20 protein-coding genes and 1 tRNA gene are annotated in these 22,312 nt (G+C 62.9%); 5 read left to right on the forward strand and 16 right to left on the reverse strand.

The genetic code is table 11. The features are described 5' to 3' along the window. Nucleotides 1-103 precede the first annotated feature (103 nt). The 14 genes from LG281_RS12760 to LG281_RS12825 form a co-directional block, all read right to left on the reverse strand. Nucleotides 104-1,471, reverse strand: coding sequence for a S41 family peptidase (locus LG281_RS12760; RefSeq protein WP_404401262.1), 1,368 nt, complete (start codon nucleotides 1,469-1,471; stop codon nucleotides 104-106). Next, nucleotides 1,471-2,733 carry a murein hydrolase activator EnvC family protein gene (locus tag LG281_RS12765; protein ID WP_404401264.1) on the reverse strand — a complete coding sequence of 421 codons (1,263 nt, stop codon included), beginning with the start codon at nucleotides 2,731-2,733 and terminating at the stop codon, nucleotides 1,471-1,473. The genes LG281_RS12760 and LG281_RS12765 overlap by 1 nt, the downstream gene beginning before the upstream one ends. A 259-nt stretch (nucleotides 2,734-2,992) precedes the next feature. Further along, nucleotides 2,993-3,478, reverse strand: coding sequence for a 23S rRNA (pseudouridine(1915)-N(3))-methyltransferase RlmH (gene rlmH, locus LG281_RS12770; RefSeq protein WP_404401266.1), 486 nt, complete (start codon nucleotides 3,476-3,478; stop codon nucleotides 2,993-2,995). 18 nt (nucleotides 3,479-3,496) lie between these two features. After that, nucleotides 3,497-3,889, reverse strand: a complete 393-nt coding sequence (rsfS, locus tag LG281_RS12775) for a ribosome silencing factor (protein WP_404401268.1) — start codon at nucleotides 3,887-3,889, stop codon at nucleotides 3,497-3,499. Nucleotides 3,890-4,049: 160 nt separating this feature from the next. Next, nucleotides 4,050-4,694 carry a nicotinate-nucleotide adenylyltransferase gene (locus tag LG281_RS12780; protein WP_404401270.1) on the reverse strand — a complete coding sequence of 215 codons (645 nt, stop codon included), beginning with the start codon at nucleotides 4,692-4,694 and terminating at the stop codon, nucleotides 4,050-4,052. Then, the gene (locus LG281_RS12785) at nucleotides 4,691-5,971 is read right to left on the reverse strand and encodes a glutamate-5-semialdehyde dehydrogenase (protein ID WP_404401272.1); all 1,281 of its coding nucleotides are present in this window, start codon (nucleotides 5,969-5,971) and stop codon (nucleotides 4,691-4,693) included. The genes LG281_RS12780 and LG281_RS12785 overlap by 4 nt, the downstream gene beginning before the upstream one ends. Before the next feature lie 244 nt (nucleotides 5,972-6,215). Beyond that, nucleotides 6,216-7,358 (reverse strand): glutamate 5-kinase, encoded by a 1,143-nt coding sequence (gene proB / locus LG281_RS12790; protein ID WP_404401274.1) that lies wholly within the window; start codon nucleotides 7,356-7,358, stop codon nucleotides 6,216-6,218. Continuing rightward, nucleotides 7,358-8,401 carry a GTPase ObgE gene (obgE, locus tag LG281_RS12795; RefSeq protein WP_404401276.1) on the reverse strand — a complete coding sequence of 348 codons (1,044 nt, stop codon included), beginning with the start codon at nucleotides 8,399-8,401 and terminating at the stop codon, nucleotides 7,358-7,360. Before obgE ends, proB begins: the two co-directional genes overlap by 1 nt. A 214-nt stretch (nucleotides 8,402-8,615) precedes the next feature. Further along, on the reverse strand, nucleotides 8,616-9,200 hold the full coding sequence (locus LG281_RS12800) for a GNAT family N-acetyltransferase (protein WP_404401278.1): 585 nt from the start codon (nucleotides 9,198-9,200) through the stop codon (nucleotides 8,616-8,618). Between the two features lie 261 nt (nucleotides 9,201-9,461). After that, nucleotides 9,462-9,944 carry a GNAT family N-acetyltransferase gene (locus tag LG281_RS12805; protein ID WP_404401280.1) on the reverse strand — a complete coding sequence of 161 codons (483 nt, stop codon included), beginning with the start codon at nucleotides 9,942-9,944 and terminating at the stop codon, nucleotides 9,462-9,464. Between the two features lie 164 nt (nucleotides 9,945-10,108). Next, on the reverse strand, nucleotides 10,109-10,375 hold the full coding sequence (gene rpmA / locus LG281_RS12810; protein WP_231806137.1) for a 50S ribosomal protein L27: 267 nt from the start codon (nucleotides 10,373-10,375) through the stop codon (nucleotides 10,109-10,111). A 38-nt stretch (nucleotides 10,376-10,413) separates the two neighbouring features. Then, a complete protein-coding gene (locus LG281_RS12815; RefSeq protein ID WP_404401283.1) occupies nucleotides 10,414-11,076 on the reverse strand; it encodes a 50S ribosomal protein L21 in 663 nt (220 codons plus the stop codon). A gap of 248 nt (nucleotides 11,077-11,324) precedes the next feature. After that, nucleotides 11,325-12,026, reverse strand: coding sequence for an MBL fold metallo-hydrolase (locus LG281_RS12820; RefSeq protein WP_404401284.1), 702 nt, complete (start codon nucleotides 12,024-12,026; stop codon nucleotides 11,325-11,327). Further along, nucleotides 12,019-12,453: a gamma-glutamylcyclotransferase family protein gene (locus LG281_RS12825; RefSeq protein WP_404401286.1), complete on the reverse strand. Its 435-nt coding sequence runs from the start codon at nucleotides 12,451-12,453 to the stop codon at nucleotides 12,019-12,021. Before LG281_RS12825 ends, LG281_RS12820 begins: the two co-directional genes overlap by 8 nt. 129 nt (nucleotides 12,454-12,582) lie before the next feature. On the opposite strand from LG281_RS12825, the gene LG281_RS12830 reads away from it, so the two are divergent. Next, nucleotides 12,583-12,672, forward strand: a tRNA-Ser gene (locus LG281_RS12830). 113 nt (nucleotides 12,673-12,785) lie between these two features. Further along, nucleotides 12,786-14,363, forward strand: a complete 1,578-nt coding sequence (locus LG281_RS12835; protein ID WP_404406736.1) for a DUF6538 domain-containing protein — start codon at nucleotides 12,786-12,788, stop codon at nucleotides 14,361-14,363. Between the two features lie 5 nt (nucleotides 14,364-14,368). On the opposite strand, the gene LG281_RS12840 is transcribed toward LG281_RS12835, so the two are convergent. Further along, the gene (locus LG281_RS12840; RefSeq protein ID WP_404401288.1) at nucleotides 14,369-15,508 is read right to left on the reverse strand and encodes a citrate synthase; all 1,140 of its coding nucleotides are present in this window, start codon (nucleotides 15,506-15,508) and stop codon (nucleotides 14,369-14,371) included. A 75-nt stretch (nucleotides 15,509-15,583) separates the two neighbouring features. Here LG281_RS12840 and LG281_RS12845 point away from each other — a divergent pair, with 75 nt between their 5' ends. Then, nucleotides 15,584-16,921: a CoA transferase gene (locus tag LG281_RS12845; protein ID WP_404401290.1), complete on the forward strand. Its 1,338-nt coding sequence runs from the start codon at nucleotides 15,584-15,586 to the stop codon at nucleotides 16,919-16,921. A 960-nt stretch (nucleotides 16,922-17,881) separates the two neighbouring features. Here the strand turns inward: LG281_RS12845 and LG281_RS12850 are convergent. Then, on the reverse strand, nucleotides 17,882-19,267 hold the full coding sequence (locus LG281_RS12850) for a sugar transferase (protein WP_404401292.1): 1,386 nt from the start codon (nucleotides 19,265-19,267) through the stop codon (nucleotides 17,882-17,884). A 548-nt stretch (nucleotides 19,268-19,815) separates the two neighbouring features. On the opposite strand from LG281_RS12850, the gene LG281_RS12855 reads away from it, so the two are divergent. Together LG281_RS12855 and LG281_RS12860 are read left to right on the forward strand one after the other, a co-directional pair. After that, a complete protein-coding gene (locus LG281_RS12855) occupies nucleotides 19,816-20,190 on the forward strand; it encodes a hypothetical protein (protein ID WP_404401294.1) in 375 nt (124 codons plus the stop codon). A gap of 420 nt (nucleotides 20,191-20,610) precedes the next feature. After that, nucleotides 20,611-22,311: a ShlB/FhaC/HecB family hemolysin secretion/activation protein gene (locus LG281_RS12860; protein WP_404401296.1), complete on the forward strand. Its 1,701-nt coding sequence runs from the start codon at nucleotides 20,611-20,613 to the stop codon at nucleotides 22,309-22,311. Nucleotide 22,312: the final 1 nt, after the last annotated feature.

A 22,312-nucleotide genomic window follows, 5' to 3' on the forward strand; every position in this document is an offset into this window, starting at 1 on the left:
CCTGGCGGCGTCGCGATCAGCCGGAAATATCTCGATATTCCCGGCTGATCGCTCCTGGCCAGAACCGAAAATCCCGGCCGACGCAGTTATTCTCGATCGTGTCCTAATCACCAGCCTGCGTCTGGGCGAAGGTCACCTCCGGGTTGGGCGGGAACTTCTCGTTGGTTTCTTCACCCAGGATGAGGTCGATGGCGTATTGAAGCTGGTTGTCCTCGGCGCGGTCGACGGGCACATAGACCGAGGAGCCCACAGTGGCTTCCTCTTCGGCTTCGCCGTCGATATGTCCGGCCAGACCCGCCTCACCGATAATCTCGTCGTGGCCCTGGAATTCCTCGGGCACGTCCTGGAAGATCTCGATGTCGGGGCGAATGCCGAGGGCCTGGATCGAGCGATTGTTCGGCGTGTAATAGCGTGCGGTGGTCAGGCGCATGGCGCCATCTACGCCTAAGGGGATAATCGATTGCACCGACCCTTTGCCGAACGAGCGCGTGCCAACGAGTGTGGCACGACCGTGGTCCTGTAGCGCGCCGGCGACGATTTCGGCCGCCGAGGCGGAACCGCCGTTGATCAGGACGATGACCGGAACGTCCTCGAGCATCGCGTCGAGGTCGTCGGGCCGTGCGTCGTAGCGGGCGCTCTGGGAATCGATCCGGCCGCGGGTCAAAACGATGCTGCCTTGCGAGAGGAAGGCATCGGAGACGAAATGCGCCTGGTCGACAAGCCCGCCGGGATTATTGCGCAGATCGAGAATAATGCCCTTGGGCGGGTTGCCGTCATTTTCAGCGAAGATTTCGCGTACGGCATCCTCAAGGCCTGAATAGGCCTGGCCGGAGAAGCGCGACAAGCGGATGATGGGAACATCCCGCTCGTTGCTCCAGCGCACGGCAGCGACTTCGATGATGTCGCGGGTAAGCGTCATCTCTATAAGGTCGTCGGCGCCTTCGCGGGAGACGAGGATATTGATATCGGTGCCCACTTCCCCGCGCATCAACTCGACCGCTTCGTCGAGCGTCATGCCCATAACCTGCTTGCCATCGATTTCGACGATCAGGTCGTTGGCAAGGATGCCCGCGCGCGAGGCGGGGCTGTCATCATAGGGGGTGACCACCTTGACCAGGCCATCCTCCATGGTGACTTCGATACCGAGGCCGCCGAAGGTACCCGAGGTATCTTCCTGCACGTCGGCGAAGCTTTCTGGGCTCAGATAGGCAGAATGCGGATCGAGCGAAGTCAGCATGCCGTCAATGGCCGCGCGAATAAGCTCGATGTCGTCGGGGGCTTCAACGTATTCGGCGCGGATGCGGTCGAAAACGAGCCCGAACAGTTCGAGTTGGCGGTAGAGTTCCTGCTCGTCGGCCTGGGAGCGGGCCGTGCCCTCGGTCTGGGCGTCCTGGGCCGATGCCGCTATGGGCGAGAACGCCCAAACGAAGGCCAGGCTCAGGGCGATCACGCGGCGGGGAAGAGATGCCATCAGCTAGTTCCACTTTCTGCTATCAAGGGTTCGGCACGCCACCAGCCTTCCGGATCGATGGGAATGCCGCCCTCTCTGAGTTCAACATAGAGCGTGGGGCCGGTCAGGTCAGGGTTGGCCGCAAGGAGATGTTCGATCGGGTTTTCGCCCAAGATTCCGAGGGGTTGTCCCATCCTGACGAATTGCCCCTCGTCGACGTCTATGCGGTCCAAACCGGCCATAACGATCATATAGTTCTGTCCGGCATTGAGTATGATGATTTGGCCATAATTGAGGAAGGGCCCTTTGTAGACCACCCAGCCATCGGCGGGGGTAACGACCTCGGCATCGGGCTCGGCGGCAATGGCGATGCCGTGGGACGTGCCCCCATAGCCATCGGCGGCACCATAGGGCAGAAAGCTCTCGCCGGCGACCGGCTGGGCGAGGAATCCGCGAGCGGAAACAAGGGGAACGGCCGGTTCGGTACGAGCGTCGTCCGAGAAGGCGACGCGGAGGGTTTCTTCATCGAGGGCGGGTACGGTCTGGCCCGCACTGGCGGCGCGGGTGGCGGCGTCGGCGGCAGTGACAGCGGCGATGCGGGTCTCGAGGCCGGCGATCAATTGTTCGAGAGAGGTCGCGCGATCAGCGAGCGCCTGGGCTTCGGCCTGCTCGACCAGAAGGTCTTCGGAGAGCCATTCCATGCCCTGGGTCCGGGCCCGGATGATGGTGGAAATACGCAGCCGCTCCTCGCGCAGGGTCTGGAGGTTGGCAGAAAGCTCGTCAGCTTCGGCTTCGACATCACTCTTTAGCGCCTGGAGGGCTTCGAGGTCTTCGGTCACCTCGGCGGCGCTTTGCTGGAGCTGGGGCAGAACGGCGCTCAGGAGCATGGCCGCGCGGGCCGACCCCAAGGCATCGGATGGATTGACGATCATGGCTGGGGGCGGGTTGGCCGAAATGCGCTGGAGGGAGGCCAGCAGGCCCGAGATCGAGCGGTCATGTCCATCGAGCCGGCCGCGGATGGAGCGTTCCTCGGCAAAGAGCGCCTCAAGACGCTCTTCGATAAGGCGTACGTCCTCGGCGGCAAGATCGACGCGTCGGCCAGCGGCGACCAGTTCGGCGCTCAGCTGGGCGGCATCGCCGTCGAGCGCTTCGATTTCAGCACGGATTTCTGCAATGCGCTCGGCGTTGAGGTCGATCTCGGCCTGGACGTCCCGGAGGCTCATATTGGCGCTTTGGGCGGCCTCGTCGAGATCACGATTGGCGATGTCTTCCGGGCTCGGCAAGATATCATCCGCAGCAACCGGCGGTTCAGCGGTTTCGTCCTGCGCGGAAATGGTCAGGGGGAGCGCGGTCGCGGCAAACAGGACACTGCCCGCGAGCAGGCATCTCCCTGCCGCCCATTTCGGGCCAAGGCCAACAGGGTCACTCCTATGCCGCCGTGTACGTATAATCGCGAAACCTCCGAATCAGCGCACACAATACCAGAGCACACGGCGATTTTGTGCACTTTGAAGGGTGGGTGCGATGGTTTGCATAAAGCTCTCAATCGCCCCGGTGATAGGGGTGGCCGGCGAGAATGGTGGTCGCGCGATAAAGCTGTTCGGCGGCCATGATGCGGACGATCTGGTGCGGCCAGGTCATGGGGGAAAACGAAAGCGTGAGGTCGGCCCTTTGCCGAATCTCCGCGTCGAGACCGTCGGCGCCGCCGATGACAAGCATAAGGTCAGCGCGGCCCATATCGCGCCAGGAGACAATTTTTCCAGCGAAATCCTCGCTCGAAAGTGACTTGCCGCGTTCGTCGAGCGCGATAAGGACCGACTTTTCGGGGATGCCGGCAAGGAGGGCACGGGCCTCTTCCGCCTTGCGGGCATTGGCGCTCGAGGCCCGGGATTCGGTAAGCTCGGTCACGGCGAAGCCGGTGAGCCCGAGCGGCTTTCCGGTTGCCGCTGCACGGTCGAGATAGCGCGACACGAGCCCCCGTTCGGGCCCATCCTTCATGCGCCCGACGGCAACAAGAGCGATACGCATCCCGGCTTTACGTCGGGATCAGTGCGCGTCTGCGCCGAATTCCGCCGCCCACATCTTTTCGATGTTGTAGAACTCGCGGACTTCGGGGCGGAAAATGTGCACGATTACATCCGACGCATCCACGAGCACCCAATCGGCGGCCGGCAGGCCTTCGATGCGGGGTTTCTCGTAGCCGGCGTCCTTTAGCGCCTTCACCAACTGGTCGGCGATGGCGGCGACATGACGCGCGGACCGGCCCGAGGTCACGACCATATGGTCGGACAGGGACGATTTTCCGGTGATGTCGATGGCAATCGTATCTTCGGCCTTGGCGTCCTCAAGAGTGTTGAGAACAAGATCACTCAGCGGGATCTTAACGGCCTTTTGAGCATTCGCGGCGTGGGCCGCTGTGGTGCTGGGCGTTGGCGCCATTAAAGCGAACCCTCCGCCCGGTGCGAAGAACCATGGGTCATGAAGACGGTTTTCTCTTCCTTTGCTCTTTGCTCTCGCAGCCCGATTGTCGAACCGCTTTCATCAATATGCGCCTCGACCCACGATTTGCCAAGGGTTGCAGCGCAAATCGAGTGCAGCATTAGTTGATGTCGGATTTGCGACGGTTGCCGTTTTGTCTGATTTCCGTCGAAGACAGCGAGCTCATGAGCCCGTTCAAAAAAACCCATGCCGGGGCCTTGAGGTGGGGCAGGAGCCTCGCGTCGGTCTCGTCGATCCGGGCGGAAGCGTAGCGGATCGACGCGCGGGAGAAGGGCGCGCGGCGGGTCGAGCCGGGGCGGACATAGACGGCGATGGGGAGGAGCTCGAAGATCTCTTCCCAACGGTCCCAGCGGTGGAAACTCGAAAGCGAATCGGCGCCCATGATCCAGACGAATTTCCGGTCCGGCATGGTGGCGGTTAGGAATTTGAGCGTGTCGTAGGTGTAGCGGAAGCCGTGCTCTGCCTCAAAGCCGGTGATCGAAACGCGGGGGTGATCTACGAGCTCGCGGGCGGCCAGGACGCGCTCTTTGAGCGGTGCGAGTTCTGAATTATCTTTCAGGGGGTTGCCTGGTGTCACCAGCCACCAGAGCGCGTCGAGTCCGAGGCGTTTCATGCTCTCGCGCGACACCAGCCGGTGTCCGTCATGGGCCGGGTTGAAGCTGCCGCCGAACAGCCCGATGGTCATGCCGGGAGCCGAGGGCGGCAGTTCGGTGATGCCGGGGATACGCGAAGACACCGTGCTCAAGGACGGGTCTGCCCGTTGCCGCGCACGAGGTATTTGAAGCTCGTTAGTTGCTCGACGCCGACGGGGCCGCGGGCGTGCATCTTGCCCGTGGCGATGCCGATTTCCCCGCCAAAGCCGAACTCGCCGCCATCGGCGAACTGGGTCGAGGCGTTGTGCATCAGGATCGCGGAATCGACCTCATTGAAGAATTTTTCCACTGCCGCGGGGTCCTCGGCGATGATCGCTTCGGTGTGGTGCGAGGAGTAGGTTTCGATGTGCACAATGGCAGCATCGAGGGAATCGACGACTTTCACCGAAATGATCGCGTCTTCGTATTCGGTGCGCCAGTCTTCCTCGGTCGCGGCCTTGGAATCCGGGCGTTTGGCGCGGATGGTCTCGTCGGCGCGGATCTCGCAGCCCTTCTCGGCGAGCGCGTCGAGGATGGGGTCCACGTGGGTGTCGATGACATCACGATGAATCAGGAGCGTTTCGGCGGCGCCGCAAATGCCGGTGCGGCGCATTTTGGCGTTGGCGATGATGCTCACGGCCTTGCCAAGATCGGCGCTCTTGTCGACGTAGATGTGCACGATGCCTTCGAGGTGCGCGAAGACGGGGACGCGGGCTTCGGCCTGGACGCGGCCGACGAGGCCTTTGCCGCCGCGCGGGACGATGACGTCGATATTGCCATCGAGCCCCTTGAGCATTTCGCCCACGGCGGCGCGGTCGGTGGTGGGGACGATCTGGATGGCATCCTCGGGCAGGCCGGCGGATTTGAGGCCCTCAACGAGGCAGGCGTGGATGGCGCGGGAGGAATGGTAGCTGTCCGAGCCGCCGCGCAGGATCACGGCGTTGCCGGCTTTAAGGCATAGCGCGCCAGCGTCGGCGGTGACGTTGGGGCGGGATTCGAAGATGACGCCGATGACACCCAAGGGCGTGCGGACGCGGGAGATCGAGAGGCCGTTGGGGCGCTCCCATTGGGCGATGACCGTGCCGACCGGATCGGGGAGACCGGCGACGGTTTCGAGGGCTTCGATAATGCCGTCGAGCCGGGCATCGGTGAGCTTCAATCTGTCCTGGAAGGCAGCGCTCATCCCGTTGGCCTTGGCCGCTTTAAGGTCGCGCGCGTTGGCCGCGAGGATTGTTTCGCGGTCGGCGTCTATGGCTTTGGCGGCGGCGCTGAGCGCGGTGTTTTTCTTGTTCGTCGCGGTATGGGCAAGCACCGACGCAGCGGCGCGCGCCTTGCGGCCGATCTCGGCCATGATTTCGGCGACAGGACGATCTTCTGCTGTGGCACTCATGTTTCCACCATTAGTTTTGCCGCACGGATCTGCCACCGGCCCGGTTTCCCTTCTCCCCTTGAGGGGAAGGTGGCCGCGAAGCGGTCGGATGAGAGGGGTACGCCTCTCAGATGAACTCGGCCTATGTGCTGTTCGCAATGCCGCAGGCACCCCTCATCCGACCTTTCGCTTCGCGAAAGCCCACCGTCTCCCTCAAGGGGAGAAGGGCAACCGTGCGCTGGGCTACTCGGAGCATACCGATCCACTACGCAGTCAAAAGCACAAGATTGTCCCTGTGCACAAGCTCGGTTCGCGTGTCGGGGCCGAGAAGGTCTCTGATGAGGTCCGATTTCTGACCCTTGACCCGGTCGGCCATCTCGCGGTCGAGCCCGGCGAGGCCGCGGGCGACCTCGCGGCCTTCGAGGTCGAGGATGGAAACGGTATCGCCCCGGCCGAAATCGCCGCGCACTTTGACGACGCCGATAGGCAGGAGCGAACGGCCGGACTTGAGTGCGCGCACGGCACCGTCGTCGATGGTGATGTGCCCCGCGATATCGAGCGTACCCATGATCCAGCGCTTGCGTGCTGCTGTGGTTGTGGGCGCTGGCAGAAAAAGCGTGTGGCGTCCGCCGGTCATCAGCGCCCTAAGGGGGTGATCGCGGGTGCCCAGCGCGATGAGCATGGCGGTGCCGGCCTTTGTGGCGATCTTGCCGGCTTCGAGCTTGGTGGTCATGCCGCCGCGTGAGAGGTGGCTTGCCGCGCCGCCAGCCATGGCCTCGATCTCGGCGGTGATCTCGGCAACCTGTGGGATATGGGCGGCGTTCGGATCGCGCACGGGTGGAGCCGTATAGAGCCCGTCGACATCCGAGAGCAACACGAGCGCGTCGGCCTCGATCATGGTGGCGACGCGGGCGGAGAGCCGGTCATTGTCGCCATAGCGGATTTCGGCGGTGGCGACGGAATCGTTCTCGTTGATGATCGGGACCGCGCCAAGGCCCAAAAGCGTGTTGACCGTGGTGCGGGCATTGAGGAAGTAGCGCCGCTCCTCGGTGATGTTGGGGGTGAGGAGAATCTGTCCGGTGACGATGCCGTGATGCGCGAGGTGCCCGGACCAGGCCTGCGAAAGCGCGATCTGCCCTGCGCTCGCGGCAGCCTGGCTCTGTTCGAGCGAAAGCGTTTTGCCCGCCAGTCCCAGAAGACGGCGGCCCAGCGCGATCGCGCCGGAGGATACGATGACGATCTCGCGGCCTTCGGCCTTGAGCGTGGCGATGTCCTCGGCAAGCGCGGCGAGCCAGTCCTTGCGCAGCTTGCCGGTGGTGCCATCGACAAGCAGTGCAGAGCCGATCTTGATCGTGAGGCGCTTATAGCCGGCGAGGGCGTTCTGCGTGTCGGCAGCGGCGGCGTCCATCAGGGTTCCCATTTTTCCGCGGGCTCGGCGTTTGCGTCGCGGGTGGCATTGTCCGCGTTGTGATCGAGGATTTCGAGGACGCCATAGAGCACCTTCTCGACGTTCTCGCCGGTGGCGCCGGAGATGGTCAGTACCTCGCCGCCCGAGGCCTTTTCGAGCGCGGCTTTCTTTTCGGCGAGTTCTTCGGGCGGCACGGCGTCGATCTTGTTGAGCGCGAGGATTTCTTCCTTGGTTTCGAGGTCGTGGCCGTAGGCCTCGAGCTCGTGCCGGACAGTGCGGTAGGCGGAAACGATATCCTCTGCGGTGGCGTCGACAAGGTGAATGAGCGCGCCGCAGCGTTCGACGTGGCCTAAAAATCTGTCGCCCAGTCCCGCGCCTTCGGAGGCGCCTTCAATGAGGCCGGGGATATCGGCGAGGACGAATTCGCGCGCGCCGATCCGCACCACGCCGAGACCCGGATGGAGGGTTGTGAAGGGGTAGTCCGCAATCTTGGGCTTTGCCGCGGTGACCGCGGAAAGGAAGGTCGATTTGCCGGCGTTGGGCAAGCCGACAAGGCCTGCGTCCGCGATCAGCTTCAACCGCAGCCAGATCCATTTCTCGGTGCCTTCCTGGCCGGGATTGGCGCGGCGGGGGGCCTGGTTGGTCGAGGATTTGAAATGCGCGTTGCCGAAACCGCCATTGCCACCGCGCAAAAGCACTGCGCGCTGACCGACTTCGGTGAAGTCGGCGATGAGCGTTTCGTTATCCTCTTCAAGGATTTGCGTTCCGACGGGAACCTTGAGCACGACGTCCTTGCCGTCCGGGCCGGTGCGGTTAGAGCCCATGCCGTGCGTGCCGGTGCCGGCCTTGAAGTGCTGCTGATAGCGGTAGTCGATGAGCGTATTGAGCCCGTCGACGCATTCGACGATCACATCGCCGCCGCGCCCGCCATCGCCGCCATTGGGGCCACCGAACTCGACATATTTCTCGCGCCGGAACGAGATCGCGCCGCCGCCGCCATTGCCGGAACGCACATAGACCTTGGCCTGGTCGAGGAATTTCATGTGTGACTCACTCGTGTCATTGCACAGCGGTTATGGCGGGTTGGCACGACCCCACCGCCGTCATCCTTGTGTCAAGTGCGGATGACGGCGGTGGGGCCAGAGCCAGAGAACACCTTCATCCGGGTAGATAGAACGTCCCATCAAGCGATTGCCCTGACGGCGGTGGGGGATATGCTATGCCAACTGGTCAAAATCATTGTGCAGTACCACTACCTTATTCGCCGCTGCGGGCAACGGATATCCGCGCGCGCTCACGCGCTGCAAGCGCGGCGTGAAACGCCTCGCGGGTGATGAGCGTTTCGATATGGTCGATCTCGGTGCCCTGGGCAAGGCAGATTCGTTTGCCGATGCCGGTTGTAACGAAGCCGAACTTCTCCTGGATCGCGAGAGACGCCTTGTTGAAATGAAAGACGCCGGAAATCAGCCGGTTGGCCCCCGAATTGTCGAAATACCAGGAGATGACGGCTTCGACCGCCTCGGTCATATAGCCTTTGCCCCAATAGGGTTCGCCCAACCAGTAGCCGATCTCGGCATCATGGCCCTCCCGGTGCGTGCCGCAGAAGCCGATCAGGCCGGCGCGCTCGGTGTAGATCCCGAAGGTCACGGACTCCGGGCTCCACTCCTTGCGCTGGCGCAACAGCCAGTCCACCGCCATGTTCATGGTGTAGGGGTAGGGCACGCGGGCGAGGTTCTTGGTCACCTCGTAATTGTTCAAAAGCGCGGCGATGCGCGGCGCGTCGCGCAGGCGCGGCCGGTGCAACACGAGGCGGTTTGTGACGATTTCGGGCTGCGCGCGCATCGGTCAGGGTCAGTTAACACTTATGGATAGGAGTTTGACGGGTCATAATCCAAGAACCTTTCGTGGAAAATTTCGCGCCGTAGGCCGGCGCCTGCAAGCGGGATTTTTCGCGACAAGGGGCCGGACTATGACCCGCCCGAAGGGTTTTGCATAAATCGTCCACTGCCGGCGCGTTTCCCCTTGCCAAGGGGAGCCCCTTGGCTGCGGGGAAACCCTTGGCATTGAACGACTTATGCAAATCAACCCCCCTATCCATAAGTGTTAACCGGCCCTTTTTGCCTCGTAGCGGTAGTCTGTCATCTCGACGCCTTTGTGCGGGCCGCAATTGCCGATGGCCTGGCGCACAAGGGTGAACCCGGCTTTTTCGAGCACGGTGCGCGACCCGCGATTGGTTGCGATCACGCGGGCAAAGACGACAGGTTCGACGTCCACGATTGCCGCGATCGCGCCGCGTACGGCCTCGGTGGCGTAGCCGTGGCCCCAGAAGGGCTCGCCAAGCCAATAGCCCAATTCGGGCGGTTGTCCGTCAACGAACGAAAAGCCGATGACTCCGATCAGCGTTCCGGCCTCGGCGAGCGTTATGGCGTAGATGCGCTCGTTCGGGTCGGAAACGACGTTCGTGATGAAATCGACCGCATCCGTCTCGCTATAGGGATAGGGAACCCGGGCAAGGACGGCGTGCAGTTTCTCATTGTTGGCCAGCCGCGCGATGTCGGGCGCATCGGCAAGGACCGGCGTGCGCAAAACAAGGCGCCTGGTTATGATCGGCTGGGTTTTCGGTCTCTCGTCCATAGTGCGCAACCGTGTTGGCATGAAAAAGGGGAGCCGGTGACCGGCTCCCCTGCAACTGTATCGGAGCGAAGCGCCGGGGAGAAGGTCTCCGGCAGCATCCGCTAGATGATCTGCCGTTATTCGGCGGCTTTCGCCGGCTCGACGGAGACGAAGCTCTTGCCGCCAGACTTGGTCTGGAAGGTCACCTTGCCATCGACGAGCGCGAAAATCGTGTGGTCCTTGCCCAGGCCAACATTGGTGCCCGGGTGCCACTTGGTGCCGCGCTGGCGCACGATGATGTTGCCGGCGACGACGGCTTCGCCACCGAACTTCTTGACGCCGAGACGGCGGCCGGCTGTATCGCGACCGTTGCGGGACGAACCGCCTGCTTTTTTATGTGCCATTTCTCAAGTCCTCTCGAATTCTTGTCTCTGCCGAGCGATTACTGATCGGCCTTGGCGCGCGGGGGCTTGCCGGCAATCAGATCCTTGGCCTGACCGATCCAGTCGTCGCGCTCGATGCGGCCCTTGAAGTTGAGTTCGCCGTCGATGCGTTCGATCTCGTCCTTGGACCATTCGGCGATCTGGGTAAGGCTCGTGACGCCCAGGGCAGCGAGCTTCTTTTCGAGCGCGGGGCCGACGCCGCCGATGAGCTTGATGTCGTCCTTGAACTCGGCGGCCGGAGCTTCAGCAGCCTTGGGTGCGGCCTTTTCCTCGGCCTTGGCCGGGGCTTCTTCAGCCTTTTTGGGCGCGGCCTTCTTCGGCGCAGCCTTCTTGCCCGAGGGCTTGGCGCCGCCGGTCAGGATTTCAGTGATGCGAACGAGCGTCAGTTCCTGGCGGTGGCCGTTCTTGCGGCGGTAGCCCTGGCGGCGCTTCTTTTTGAAAACGATGACCTTCTTGTCGCGGAACTGCTCGACGACCTCACCGGCCACAAGCGCGCCGTCAACCAGCGGCGAGCCGACGGTGACGTCGGCGTCTGCGCCGACCATCAGGACGTTTTCGAAGGTGACGGTGTCACCGGCTTCACCGGCGAGCTTTTCGACGCGGACGAGGTCGTTGGCCGCGACCTTGTACTGCTTGCCACCGGTCTTGATGACTGCGAACATATTCTTTCCTTTCCCGGGATTGTCCCGGGCCTTTTGCTTTTCTCGCGCCTTATGGCGCCGCGGGGTGCCCCGATTTCAAATCCCGCGGGCTTCTTTCACATGCCGGACGATGCATCCGGCGGGCGGCCTCTGACTGCGATTTTCCAATAACAGACACGCGCACGGAACGGGTCCATGCGCGAGATGGCGTGGTTATGGTGGCAATCGGGCCGTGAGTCAAGCGTTTCGGCGTCGCGCTCGCGTTACGCTCAGACGTCCTTGTACCAGTCATGCACCTGGATCGTGGTCTCGCTGTCCGCCGGCAGCATCGCCTGGAGCGTTTCGGGGGCGAAGCCGGGTTTGTCGAACGGGAAACGGTAGTGGAAGGGATAGGCGAATTTGGGTTTGACCCGTTCGATGCATTCGACGACCTGGTCCGGGGTCATCGTATAGGGCAGATTCATGGGGAAGAAGGCGACGTCGACTTCGCCCAGACCCCGCATGTCCTCGGTGGGCTCGGTGTCGGAGGCGAGGTAGACTTTCGCTCCGGCGAAATCGAAGAGATAGCCGTTGCCGACGCCTTTTTCGTGGTATTTCAACCGGTCGGGTGTGGTGTTGTACATGGGGATGGCCCGGATGCCGATGTCTGCGATCTCGGCAGTGTCGCCATTGGCCATCAGCCGGGTCTTGCCCGCGATGTCGGCGGGGAGCTGATCGTAGACGACCTGCGGCGCGATGAGCCGGGCGGTTTCGCCCACCAGCGCATCGAGGGTGTGGAGGTCGAAATGGTCCTGGTGGTGATGGGTGAGGACGATGAGATCCGGTTCGGAGAAATGTTTGTAGCGGTCCACGGATCCGACGGGATCGCAGATGACCGTTTTGCCGTTCCATTCAAAAACCAGCGTCGCATGGTGAATGGGGATGATGGTCAGCGGTCCGGCATCGGTCTCGATCGTATCTCGGTCATACATCGGCGTCCTCCTCAACGGTTTCCCCCATTATGCCTGGGCGGTGGATTTCGTTCCATTGTTCGAGAGTCCAGTCGGGGGCGTCGGCGGAAATCTGAGCGGTTGGGAGGTAGGCCCAGGCCGTTATGGCCTCGCCGCGAACAGCAATTGTGACCGGCGCGCGAATATAGTCGTCGCCCTCATAGGCGTCCAGAAGCGCCATTTCGGTTTCGCCGAGACCATAGAGGACCAGACCGGGGGCCGCGGTGCCAGGAACAGGGATGATCGCGGGGAAGGTGTGGCCGGGATAATAGACCGTCCGGAAATCCGGGGCACGCGCGGGGGCCGTTTCGGTCTCGTGGAGGCGGCGGTTGACGACGGCGGCCAGCACATGCGGATCGCGCAGGGTGCCGTAGACGAAAAGCGGCAGTGCAGGTGGCGTTGGGGTCATTTGAAAAACTTTACCAAGCGTTGGTCTCGCATTCAAACAAGGTGTTGCGGGGGCAATCGGGCTATGTCATAAGGCGCCCACCCAAGCGACCGTTCGGGGCGCGCAGCCGCGTGCCTTGACGCCCAAGACGGAGAGGTGCCGGAGTGGTCGAACGGGGCGGTCTCGAAAACCGTTGAGCGCGCGAGCGTTCCGAGGGTTCGAATCCCTCCCTCTCCGCCATCTCATAAGCCATTGAAATTGCTAGGGAATAATCCGAATCAAAATCGGATTCTGTCACAGCAGCCCGTCACAGAGACGGGAGTGTTTGTGCCTTGCATAGATCCATTTCATCTTTGGTCCACCGGCGAGGTCCGGTCTTCTGGTTCCGGAAATCGGTGCCCGTGGACCTGATCGATCGCCTCGGCAATTCGGACATCCGCCGATCGTTGCGCACGTGCAACAAGCGGGTGGCCCGGCAGAGAGCGTGGACATTGATCTTGGTGATCGAAGAGGCATTTGCGGTATTGCGGGACGCGCGGCTTTCGCCGGGCGTCCGGGCTGCCTTTGATGCCATCCTCGATCGTGTCATGGACGATTTCGATCGTGATCAACAGGCTTGGGCCGAGCGCGCGAAATACCGCATGCTCATCGACAGCCTCGGCACGGCGGGCAACGACAACGCCGGAGTGGATGTGGTGGCCGAGGAAGTGACGGTGCCTGCATCGGCCGCGACGGTTGTTCTCCAAGCGGCGCCGGCTGCCCCGCAGCCCATAGTGGTGTCCGGCAGTTCGGGCAGTCTTGAAGACATCATCACGCAGGCCGTGCGGGCCGCGCAGATCGATCCGAAGGCACGGAGGCCGCTGAGTGCGTTCGTTTCTGCCTATCTCCGGCACAAGCACGAAAAGACGCAGTCGAAAACACTTGAGGATATCGCGACCAAGATTCGCATTTTCATCACCGCCATGGGCGATCTCGAGGCGCACGCCTATACAAGGGAACATCTGCTCGACTACCGCGACCTCGTCGACGAAATGCCGAAGGACGCGATCAAATTCCTCAAGACCGACGATCTCCGGAAGGCGATTGCGCTCAACGCCAAGCGCGCTGTTCTCCTGCCGACGATTGGACCGGTGACGGTGGACCGGAAATATATGTCGGCCGTTCATGGCCTCTTCGGTTACCTGGTCCAGCTTGGCATTCTCAAATTCAATCCCGCGTCGGGCGTGCATTCAAGGCAGATTTCCGACGATGGCGAAGATTTGCTCGACGCGGAGAAGCGGTTGCCCTTCTCGAAAGACCAGGTGCGTCAGCTTATAGCGCGAAGCGACCGGGAGCGCCGCACTTCGGCCGACTACTGGTGGCCGCGGGTCGCTCCGTTCACGGGCTTGCGCATCGGCGAGTTCGCGCAGCTGACAGCGGCGGACATCCGCGAGCATCATGGCCGATTGTGCATCGACCTTCTCCACACGCCTGACGGAGATCCGGATAATGCCAAGCGCCGCGCTCAGCTGTATCTCAAGAGCGATGCGGCCCACCGGGTGGTTCCCCTCCCTCGAATCGTTCTGACTGGCGGGTTCACGGATCTTGTGGAGCGGCGGCGCGAGCGCGACGGTCCACTGGCACGGCTATTCCCGAACGAAACGCCCAACCACCACGGCGCCTATGGCCAGAACCTTTCCAAGCGCGTGGGCCGCGATATCGACGAGATTTCGACCGACCCACGCCTGGTTGCACACTCCGCGCGTCACTTCTTCGCGGCGTGCTGCGATGAGGCCGGTGTGCCCTTGAATTTGCGGAACAGGTTGATGGGGCATGAGCCGGACAGCGACACGAAGAAGAGTTTGCGTCGCGGCAGGCATGTCAGCGCGCGGTACGGCTCGCCTATTCTGTCCGCCAACGAGATGGCCTGGATCGACCGCCTGGAGTTCTGACGGCTTCAGCTTCGTTCCCGATAGCGAGCCCGGGGCCGGATGATCTCTCCGCTTTCCACCTGTTCGATCGCGTGAGCGATCCAGCCCGCCAGTCTTCCAACCGCAAAGATCGTGAATGCGGCTTCATCAGGAAGGCCGTAGACCATACTCATCGTGGCCAATGCGGCATCGATGTTCGGTGAGAGGCCAAACCGGCGGGACAATGTCCGCAGCGCGACCGCAGGCGGTGTATCCGGCGCGAGGCGGTCCAGAATGTGGCGCGCCCTAGGGTCGCCAGCCGGATAGAGAGGATGCCCAAAGCCGAAGCCATAGGGTGAGCGGTCCGCATGCTCTGTCAGGAAGGCCTGCTGGTTTCCGTCCAATGCCGCCTGAAGCGCCGCCCGTGCCACCGATGCCACCCCACCATGGCGCGGACCGCTGAGGGTCGCCAGGCCGCTCAGCAACGCCGCCGGAAGGCTGGTGCCTGTCGACGCGGAGATGCGCACGGCGAAGGTCGACGGGTTCAGCTCATGATCGCTCAGGAGGACCAATGCCCGGCGCAGATCGTCGCAGCCTTGCGGTTCCTGCGCCCAGGCCCGGCCGAGACGCAGATGTATCGGACCGGTTGCATTCCGGCCAAGCAAAGCGTTCGTCACACCGGACATCAATCTGCCGCCCTCCCGCGCGATTTCTTCGGGCGTGAGCTGCTGCATCGGGGACGCTCCAGTGACCGTTTGCGCCAGAAACTCCAGGGCCCTGCCGATCGGGTCCGGCAGCGTACTTGCAATATCAATCGCGGGACATGCGACCGTTTCAGTGTTCCATAAAAGCGCGGCCATGTCCTCGAGCGTCAGCGTGTTCGCACAATCATCGACCGGCCTACCGCGTAGCCAGAGCATGCCCTCCCGCACCTCCGATATCGCGGTGACCAGCACAGGATCTCCCCAGCGGATCGCCTGCTCTGCGACCTCGGCGCGCGCTCTTGGACGATGGTTCTGTTGCAGCAGTGTCTCGACGTCCGCCCTTGCATAGAGGCTGCGCCGTGCATCCGCGGCATCCGCCTGGGCGCGCACGAGCTTGCGGCTGACATAGGCATAAAGCGTCTGTGGCTTGACCCCGAGCAGGGCGCAGGCAGTGCCAGTGTCGATCCAGTCCGATGAATTCATATTGATTATATTGATCAAGATTTACAGCCGGTCAATCGGGGGATTTCATGCGTGCATCGAGGTATGGAGGTCACAATGGCATACGATTTCGCCCATCAGATCGATGACGCCCTCGGCGGCGATCTGCCCGCTGATGTCACGGTGACGGAAACATCGGCGGGCGAGCTGCCATCGTGTTTCTTGGTTTCGGACCTGGCTGTCGCCGCGTTTCGCGCCGCAGCGGGCGAACTGGCTGCCCTTGAGGGTGCGCTCAATGTCACGATCGATCGTCGCTTGGCTTTGATGTGGTTCGGCATGACCCTGCGGCCATCGGGATGGGAGCTACCGTCGGCTTGGGACCCGATTGCCGGCGATTATCGGGCGGCAGATGGTTGGATCCGGTTGCATACCAATGCGCCGCGTCACCGCGAAGCCGCGATGTCGGTGCTGGACTGCCGGCCGGAGAGGGTTGCGGTCGCAGAAGCCGTTATCGGTTGGCGAAAGGCGGCGCTCGAAGACGCGATCGTGGCAGCCGGCGGTGCGGCGGCGGCGATGCACAGCCTGTCCGCATGGGCCGCCCATCCGCAAGGGCGGGCCGTGGCGGCGGAACCGCTGATCGCGTGGGAGGCGACCGGACAGGGGCGCGCGTCAATTGCCCTGCGCGGATTGCGGGTTCTCGACCTGACCCGGGTGCTGGCTGGGCCGGTCGCGACGCGCTTTCTGGCCGGTTTCGGCGCCGATGTTCTGCGGGTCGATCCGCCCTTGTGGAGCGAGCCCGGTGTCGAACCGGAAGTCACCCTCGGCAAGCGCCGTGCCGGACTCGATCTATGCAAAGCAGAGGATCGCAGGACCTTCGAGGACCTGCTGTCCCACGCCGATGTTCTCGTTCATGGCTACCGCCCCGGCGCACTGGAGGGGCTGGGCTACGGCCGGGAGCAACGGTTGCGGATCGCGCCCAATCTGATCGAAGTGAGCCTCGATGCCTATGGCTGGACCGGCCCCTGGTCCGGGCGGCGAGGGTTTGACAGTCTGGTGCAGATGAGCTGTGGCATTGCCGAGGAAGGTATGGCGCGCTCGGGTTCCGATCGCCCTGTCCCGCTTCCGGTGCAGGCGCTTGATCATGGAACCGGCTATTTGATGGCTGCCGCCGTTTTGCGCGCCGTGCGGCGGCGGCGAATGACGGGTGGCAGTTTTTCGGCCCGGCTGTCGCTCGCCCGTACGGCGGCGATGCTGACCGCGGCCGGTGCGCGCGACTTTCGGGGAGCGGCGCCGGAGGAAACCGAAGCGGACCTCGCACCGGAAATCGAGGCGACTGGCTGGGGGCCTGCGCGGCGGCTGACCTTTCCAGTTCGCATCGACGGTGCGGGTCCGCAATGGCCGTCTCCGGCGGGGGTGTTGCGTATCGATCCGCCACGCTGGAGGGCATCACCATGACTGGCTCAAAGTCACCGAGGCCCTGAGCGCCACCGGGAGCGTCGTGTCGGGATGCAGTTCCAGCATTGTGGCCATCGTCCGCGCGCCTTCTCGCATGGACCTCGGCGGGGGCGCCGGCGGCGATCAGCAGCGTGCTGCGATGAGGCCGGTGTGCACTTGAATTTGCGGACAGGTTGATGGGGCATGAGCCGGAGAACGGCGACACGAAGAAGAGCTTGCGTCGCGGCAGGCATGTCAGCGCGCGGTACGGCTCGCCTATTCTGTCCGCCAACGAGATGGCCTGGATCGACCGCCTGGAGTTCTGACGGCGTTGACCGGTTCGGCATGCCCGGATGACGTATTGCTCGAAGTCTGTCCGGTCAATTTGCCCGGAACCGATACCCTTCCCGGCGCGACTTTGTGGCTTGCCAGGATCTGTTCCACCCCCGGGAGGGCGCAAAAGCGTCGAGTAGCGGGGAATTCCGATGGGCGATCACGTGGTGGATGGTTTGGGTGTTGTGGTCACACGGGAAGAGACGACGGTCGCGCTCTACCGGAAAAGGCTGAAGACGTTGCAGAAGCGCGCTGCCCGGCAATTTGGGAGAACGCCGACCCTGTTCGATACCATCGAGTGCTTTGCGCTGTCCCACGAGGCGTTCGCGCCGGCGACCATCCGCCAGTATGCTGCGGCGCTGGCCTGGGCCATCGAGGAGGCGCTGGAAAGGGGAGGGCTGGATGACGCGGGGGCGGCTGCTTGCCGGGAGCGGCTGGCACAGCGCCCGGTACCCCGCTCGCGTCGTGCACCGCCGCGGACGTCGGCCAGGAAGCGCAAGGCGATTGGGCGGCCGGAGCTTCACACAGTCTGCACGGCTCTTCGGCAGCGCGGACGTCCCGGAGACGTGCTGCTGCTCAGGCTTCTGGTGAACGGTATTACGTTCGGCCTGAGGCCCTGCGAGTTCGGAGGACTTTTGGATCAGACTCTTAGCGGGCCCCCTTGCGGGTCAGCAGCGTCTGGATGGTCCGCAGCGTGATCTCGAGGTCGAGATCGAGCGAGATGTTCTTGAGGTAATAGAGGTCGTAGCCGAGCTTTTCGAGTTCTTCCTCGCTGGTGCCGGCATAGCCATAGGTCACTTGCGCCCAGCCCGTAATGCCGGGCAGGACGAGATACCGGTTTGTGTAGACCGCGGTCAGCCGCTCGCATTCGCGGGCGATTTCGAGTGAGACCGGGCGCGGGCCGATCCAGCTCATTTCGCCGCGCCAGATGTTGATCAATTGCGGCAATTCATCGATCCGGAACCGGCGCAGGAACCGGCACCCGGGCAGGATGCGGTTGTCTTCGCTGTTGGTTGCGCCGCCATGGGTGCCTTTGCGCATGGTGCGGAATTTGAGCATGCGGAAATTCCGTCCGCCATAGCCGCGCCGGGTCTGGACGAAAATGCTCGGGCCGCCATCGATCAGCCGGATATAGAGCCAGACCAGCGCGCCGAGGGGGGCGACGGCGGGCAGGGTCAAAACGATCAGCAACAGATCGAGCAGCCGCTTGGCCTTGGCGTAGTAGATCTGGCTTGGCGCATAGGCGAGATGGGTGAGATCGAAATGTTCGATATTGACGCGGCCCTGCTTTTCTTCAAGCGCGCTGATCCAGGGGCTGACCTCGGCGCCACGCATATAGGCGCGGGTCAGGAACGCCGTCCATTCGGCGCTGTGGTGGGTCGCCCCGTCGATGAGGATGCGGTCGAAATCGGTGATGTCGGCCGCCTTGTCCTTGATTACGCTCACCGTGCCGCCCAATAGCGCGCAAGCTTTTTCAACGCCGGGGAAATCGAGAATAGCAATGCGCTCATGGCGCGCGTGCCGAAGACGGGCGGCGGCGAGGACCATGCCGGTGATCGCGAACGGGGCAGCCAATAGAAGGCCTGTATAGCTCACCGGGATACGGAGTGCGGAAAGCGCGACGACACCGAAATTATAGACGACCAGCGTGATGAAAGCCGAAGCGGTGAACGGGAAATCCTTGCGCCGAAGCATTGCGAGGATGCCCGCAACCACGAACGGCATTGCAAAGAGCATGGCGCAGACGATGGCAAGGTTATGCCAGTCGCTCCGGTTCGCGCGCAGGATGACGCTCGCATAGACCGCGCACTGTACCGCGCCCGAGAGGGCGGCGGGGATCAGCAGGCGCTGAAGGTCGGCAACGAACCGGTGCCGGCGGACGCTCGCGCCGCGCTCGACGACATTGAGCAGGTCAAGCCGGTGGATTTCCGGCCCGTTCTTACGTCGCCCGGCGCTGGCGCGTGCAGGTTTTTGCCGATCGCGCATCGACTGAGCAGAAGGTGCCCCCAGGGGCTTGTGCTCCGGTGTGCTCAACGATCGGCTTCCTTCGCCAAGGTCAATTGTGTGCCGTTCCTGTTCGATAGGCCGGGGAGAATACGAGCGCAAGCTATTTTGCTGCTTCCCAAGCCTTAAGCACGTTTTGCAGTGCCCCTATTACCTTTCAAGGCTTTCGGCAGCTGTCGGTTCCCGCATCTTTGCCGCATGGGAACGTTTTGTGCTGGAGGGCCTTGGAAAGCGCGTCTATCGCAACCCTGGATTCACAATTCCGCGCTCGCCTGGGCTCGATCAGGTCGGCATGGCGTTTAAGCCGGATTTTCGGACGAAATCTGTCGCCGATTCATCCGACGGAAATCTCTATCGTGCCATTGTGTGCAGGTCGGCAATGACGCCGGCGACCAGGCCCGGCGTCCGCATAAGCGGTCGCCACCGGGACAGCCTTCCCGGCAGCGACCTGGCCAATCCAACCCCTGAAGCACCAGAGGTCAGTATGGTTATCTGTGTTCTGGACGCCCACCCGGGCGCCGTCAACGTGTCTCATCATCCCCGCGTGGTTCATGTGGCCGGTTGAGGAGAATATCCCGATGAAAATCCTGAGCTTGATCAAGGACGGCCATGGCCGTCTGCATGCAGAGCTTTGCGCGTCGCCAGACCTCAAGCGAAGAGCGATTGCCGCCGAGACGGGCAGCGCCGTGTTGATCTGGTGCGGCCTTGCCGCGCCGGGGCAGCGGTCTGCAGAGGTGATCTCGGAACTGCGCGCTATCCTCGACGCCAGTCCGCAAGGGGCGGAAGGTCTCGCTGCTGGTGCGCGGCTGGTGATACGCCGTGCGTACTGGTTGACCGTCATGCGTCCTCGCCTTTTTGCGGCGATGAGCAGGGTGCGCCGGTTGCTCCGACGGGCTTTCGGCACGCCTGCCCACAAGGCCAGTTCGGGTCTGCGATCGCAGCCCATGCCATAACGGACACTCGAGCAGGATGGCGTTTCGTTGAATCGCTGTCTTGCTCTATCCTTTGGTGTCGAGGGATTTTTTGCTTTGGCTGGATCTGTTCCAGCCCCCGGGAGGGCGCAAAAGCGTCGAGTAACGGGGAATTTTGACGGGCGAGCGAACGAATGCGTTGGCGATCTCGCCATCGACGACGGCGGTGCAGGGCTCTTGCGTAATGGCATGGCCTGGTCGCGATTATCCCAAAAGCGCATGGCTTGGCCGAAGCGCGAAAAATTCGATAGGCGGTGGCTTGGGCAAGTTTGATTAGGCCCTAAGGAAGTTGCCGTCACCTGATTTGCCTATAAGCGGCGCGTCGTGGTTGTCGTGCGCAACATGCGCCCTGGCATGAGGCTGACGGCGTTATCGGATTCGAATTTTTTGAGAGATAATTGCTTGCGGGTCGGCACCGGGTTCACGCGCGTACGGATTGAAGGAGCAAACAGACTCGCGCCTGTCGGTCTGGTTGTTGCCGCGCTCGGGCTTTGCCTGCTGTCGGCGGATGCGTGGGCGTATCCGGTTCCTGTCCTGGACGACGATTTCAACGTCGTGTTTTCTGACACGCAAGACGCCGTGCCAACGGAAGTGGGAAGGGGACCGGCGCCGCAGCCCCGGAGCGCTCCGGCTGCACCGTCTTGCATTGAGATCAACGCGATTGCCTTGACGGGCGCGGAGATATTTTCCCGCGAGCGGCTGCTGCCGGAGTTCGAGGCGGGCTGCTACGCGCTTGCGGACTTATTCGCATTCGTCGGTGCGATCACCAACGCCTATGTCGAAGCCGGCTACGTGACCTCGAGCGCGTTTCTGCCCGAGCAGGATCTGACGACCGGCACGCTTGAGATCGTCGTTGTCGAAGGCCGTGTCGAGGCGGTGGAGCTCATTGAGAACGGGCAGGTGCGATCGATCGGCCGGACGGTGATGCCCTATGCGATCGGGCATGTCCTCAATCTGCGGACCTTCGAGCAGGGGCTCGATCAGATCAACCGGTTAGCGTCCAAGGATGCGACCATCAGCTTCCGGCCCGGGTCCCGCCCAGGCTGGAGCGTCGTCGAGGTTGCCATCGCATCGAAGCCGGGCTGGACGGTCGGGTCGCACATCTCCAATGCCGGGACCGGGGCGAGCGGCCAGTGGCACAATACGACAACGGTCACATTCGAAGACAGCTTGGGGCTTTTCGAGACGCTCTCATTTGCTCACAAGCGCAACCTCGAGACCGATGGCGGCCGCCAGCGGGCGTTCGAATATGTCGGCGAACTGACCCTGCCGCTGGGGGACTGGACGTTCGGCTGGTCGAGCAAGGCGACGCAGTATCTCTCGTTTCTCGATGCGAACGGGCAGATCCTCACAACCAACGGCGATACGCTGACCCACACGGCCTACCTCGACTGGCTCGTTCATCGCAACCAGACCGCCAAGACCAATATCCGCGCGAGGTTCTCCTCGGAGACAACGGCAAATTACCTCGAGGATGTCCTGATCGGCGTATCGAGCCACACGGTTTCGGTGGGCACGCTGGAGATTTCCCATTCCGACAGCCTGTTTGGAGGCCACGCGTTCGCCAGGGCGGGCGTGCACCGGGGGCTGCCATGGTTCGGGGCCGAAGACAATGGCGGGCCATTCGCCCTTTTCACCAAGCTCGACGGCGAGGTGCAGCATACGCTCCCGCTTACGGAGGGACTGACGTTCAGCACCAGCCTCTCGGGGCAATGGAGCCACGATCAGCTCTATGCCTCTGAGCAATTCAGCATCTCCGACATTCCCGGCTTTTCGACCTTCAACCATGCGGGTCTGAGCGGGGAAAACGGCGCCAGGGTCCGCGGCGAGCTCGCCTATACGCTGCCCTCGGCGGGCGCGGGTGTGGACACGGCTCTGGGCCGGCTGACCGCTTTCGCCGCGTTGGAAAGCGGCTGGACCTTTCCCGGCCCCTCCAACGGCGATTTGACCACCAATATCGGCGGCGCGGCCGTCGGGCTGCGCGTGAGCGGGGGCGCTTTGTCCGGTTCGATGAGCTGGCAGGTTCCTCTGTGGGGTCCGGACGGGTTCGACCGGTCGGGCGATTTCCGGCTCGAGGCCGGCATAACCCTTTCATATTTCTAGC

The organism is Pelagibacterium halotolerans (assembly GCF_044811015.1).
GTDB classification, from domain to species: domain Bacteria; phylum Pseudomonadota; class Alphaproteobacteria; order Rhizobiales; family Devosiaceae; genus Pelagibacterium; species Pelagibacterium halotolerans_A.

What these genes read in the sequence shown, in the direction of transcription:
- rsfS (WP_404401268.1), bottom strand. Translation starts at nt 3,889, where the DNA reads ATGGCGCCAACGCCCAGCACCACAGCGGCCCACGCCGCGAATGCTCAA.
- LG281_RS12855 (WP_404401294.1), top strand. Translation starts at nt 19,816, where the DNA reads ATGAAAATCCTGAGCTTGATCAAGGACGGCCATGGCCGTCTGCATGCA.
- rpmA (WP_231806137.1), bottom strand. Translation starts at nt 10,375, where the DNA reads ATGGCACATAAAAAAGCAGGCGGTTCGTCCCGCAACGGTCGCGATACA.
- obgE (WP_404401276.1), bottom strand. Translation starts at nt 8,401, where the DNA reads ATGAAATTCCTCGACCAGGCCAAGGTCTATGTGCGTTCCGGCAATGGC.
- LG281_RS12800 (WP_404401278.1), bottom strand. Translation starts at nt 9,200, where the DNA reads ATGCGCGCGCAGCCCGAAATCGTCACAAACCGCCTCGTGTTGCACCGG.
- rlmH (WP_404401266.1), bottom strand. Translation starts at nt 3,478, where the DNA reads ATGCGTATCGCTCTTGTTGCCGTCGGGCGCATGAAGGATGGGCCCGAA.
- proB (WP_404401274.1), bottom strand. Translation starts at nt 7,358, where the DNA reads ATGGACGCCGCCGCTGCCGACACGCAGAACGCCCTCGCCGGCTATAAG.
- LG281_RS12785 (WP_404401272.1), bottom strand. Translation starts at nt 5,971, where the DNA reads ATGAGTGCCACAGCAGAAGATCGTCCTGTCGCCGAAATCATGGCCGAG.
- LG281_RS12820 (WP_404401284.1), bottom strand. Translation starts at nt 12,026, where the DNA reads ATGTATGACCGAGATACGATCGAGACCGATGCCGGACCGCTGACCATC.
- LG281_RS12845 (WP_404401290.1), top strand. Translation starts at nt 15,584, where the DNA reads ATGGCATACGATTTCGCCCATCAGATCGATGACGCCCTCGGCGGCGAT.
- LG281_RS12760 (WP_404401262.1), bottom strand. Translation starts at nt 1,471, where the DNA reads ATGGCATCTCTTCCCCGCCGCGTGATCGCCCTGAGCCTGGCCTTCGTT.
- LG281_RS12815 (WP_404401283.1), bottom strand. Translation starts at nt 11,076, where the DNA reads ATGTTCGCAGTCATCAAGACCGGTGGCAAGCAGTACAAGGTCGCGGCC.
- LG281_RS12825 (WP_404401286.1), bottom strand. Translation starts at nt 12,453, where the DNA reads ATGACCCCAACGCCACCTGCACTGCCGCTTTTCGTCTACGGCACCCTG.
- LG281_RS12840 (WP_404401288.1), bottom strand. Translation starts at nt 15,508, where the DNA reads ATGAATTCATCGGACTGGATCGACACTGGCACTGCCTGCGCCCTGCTC.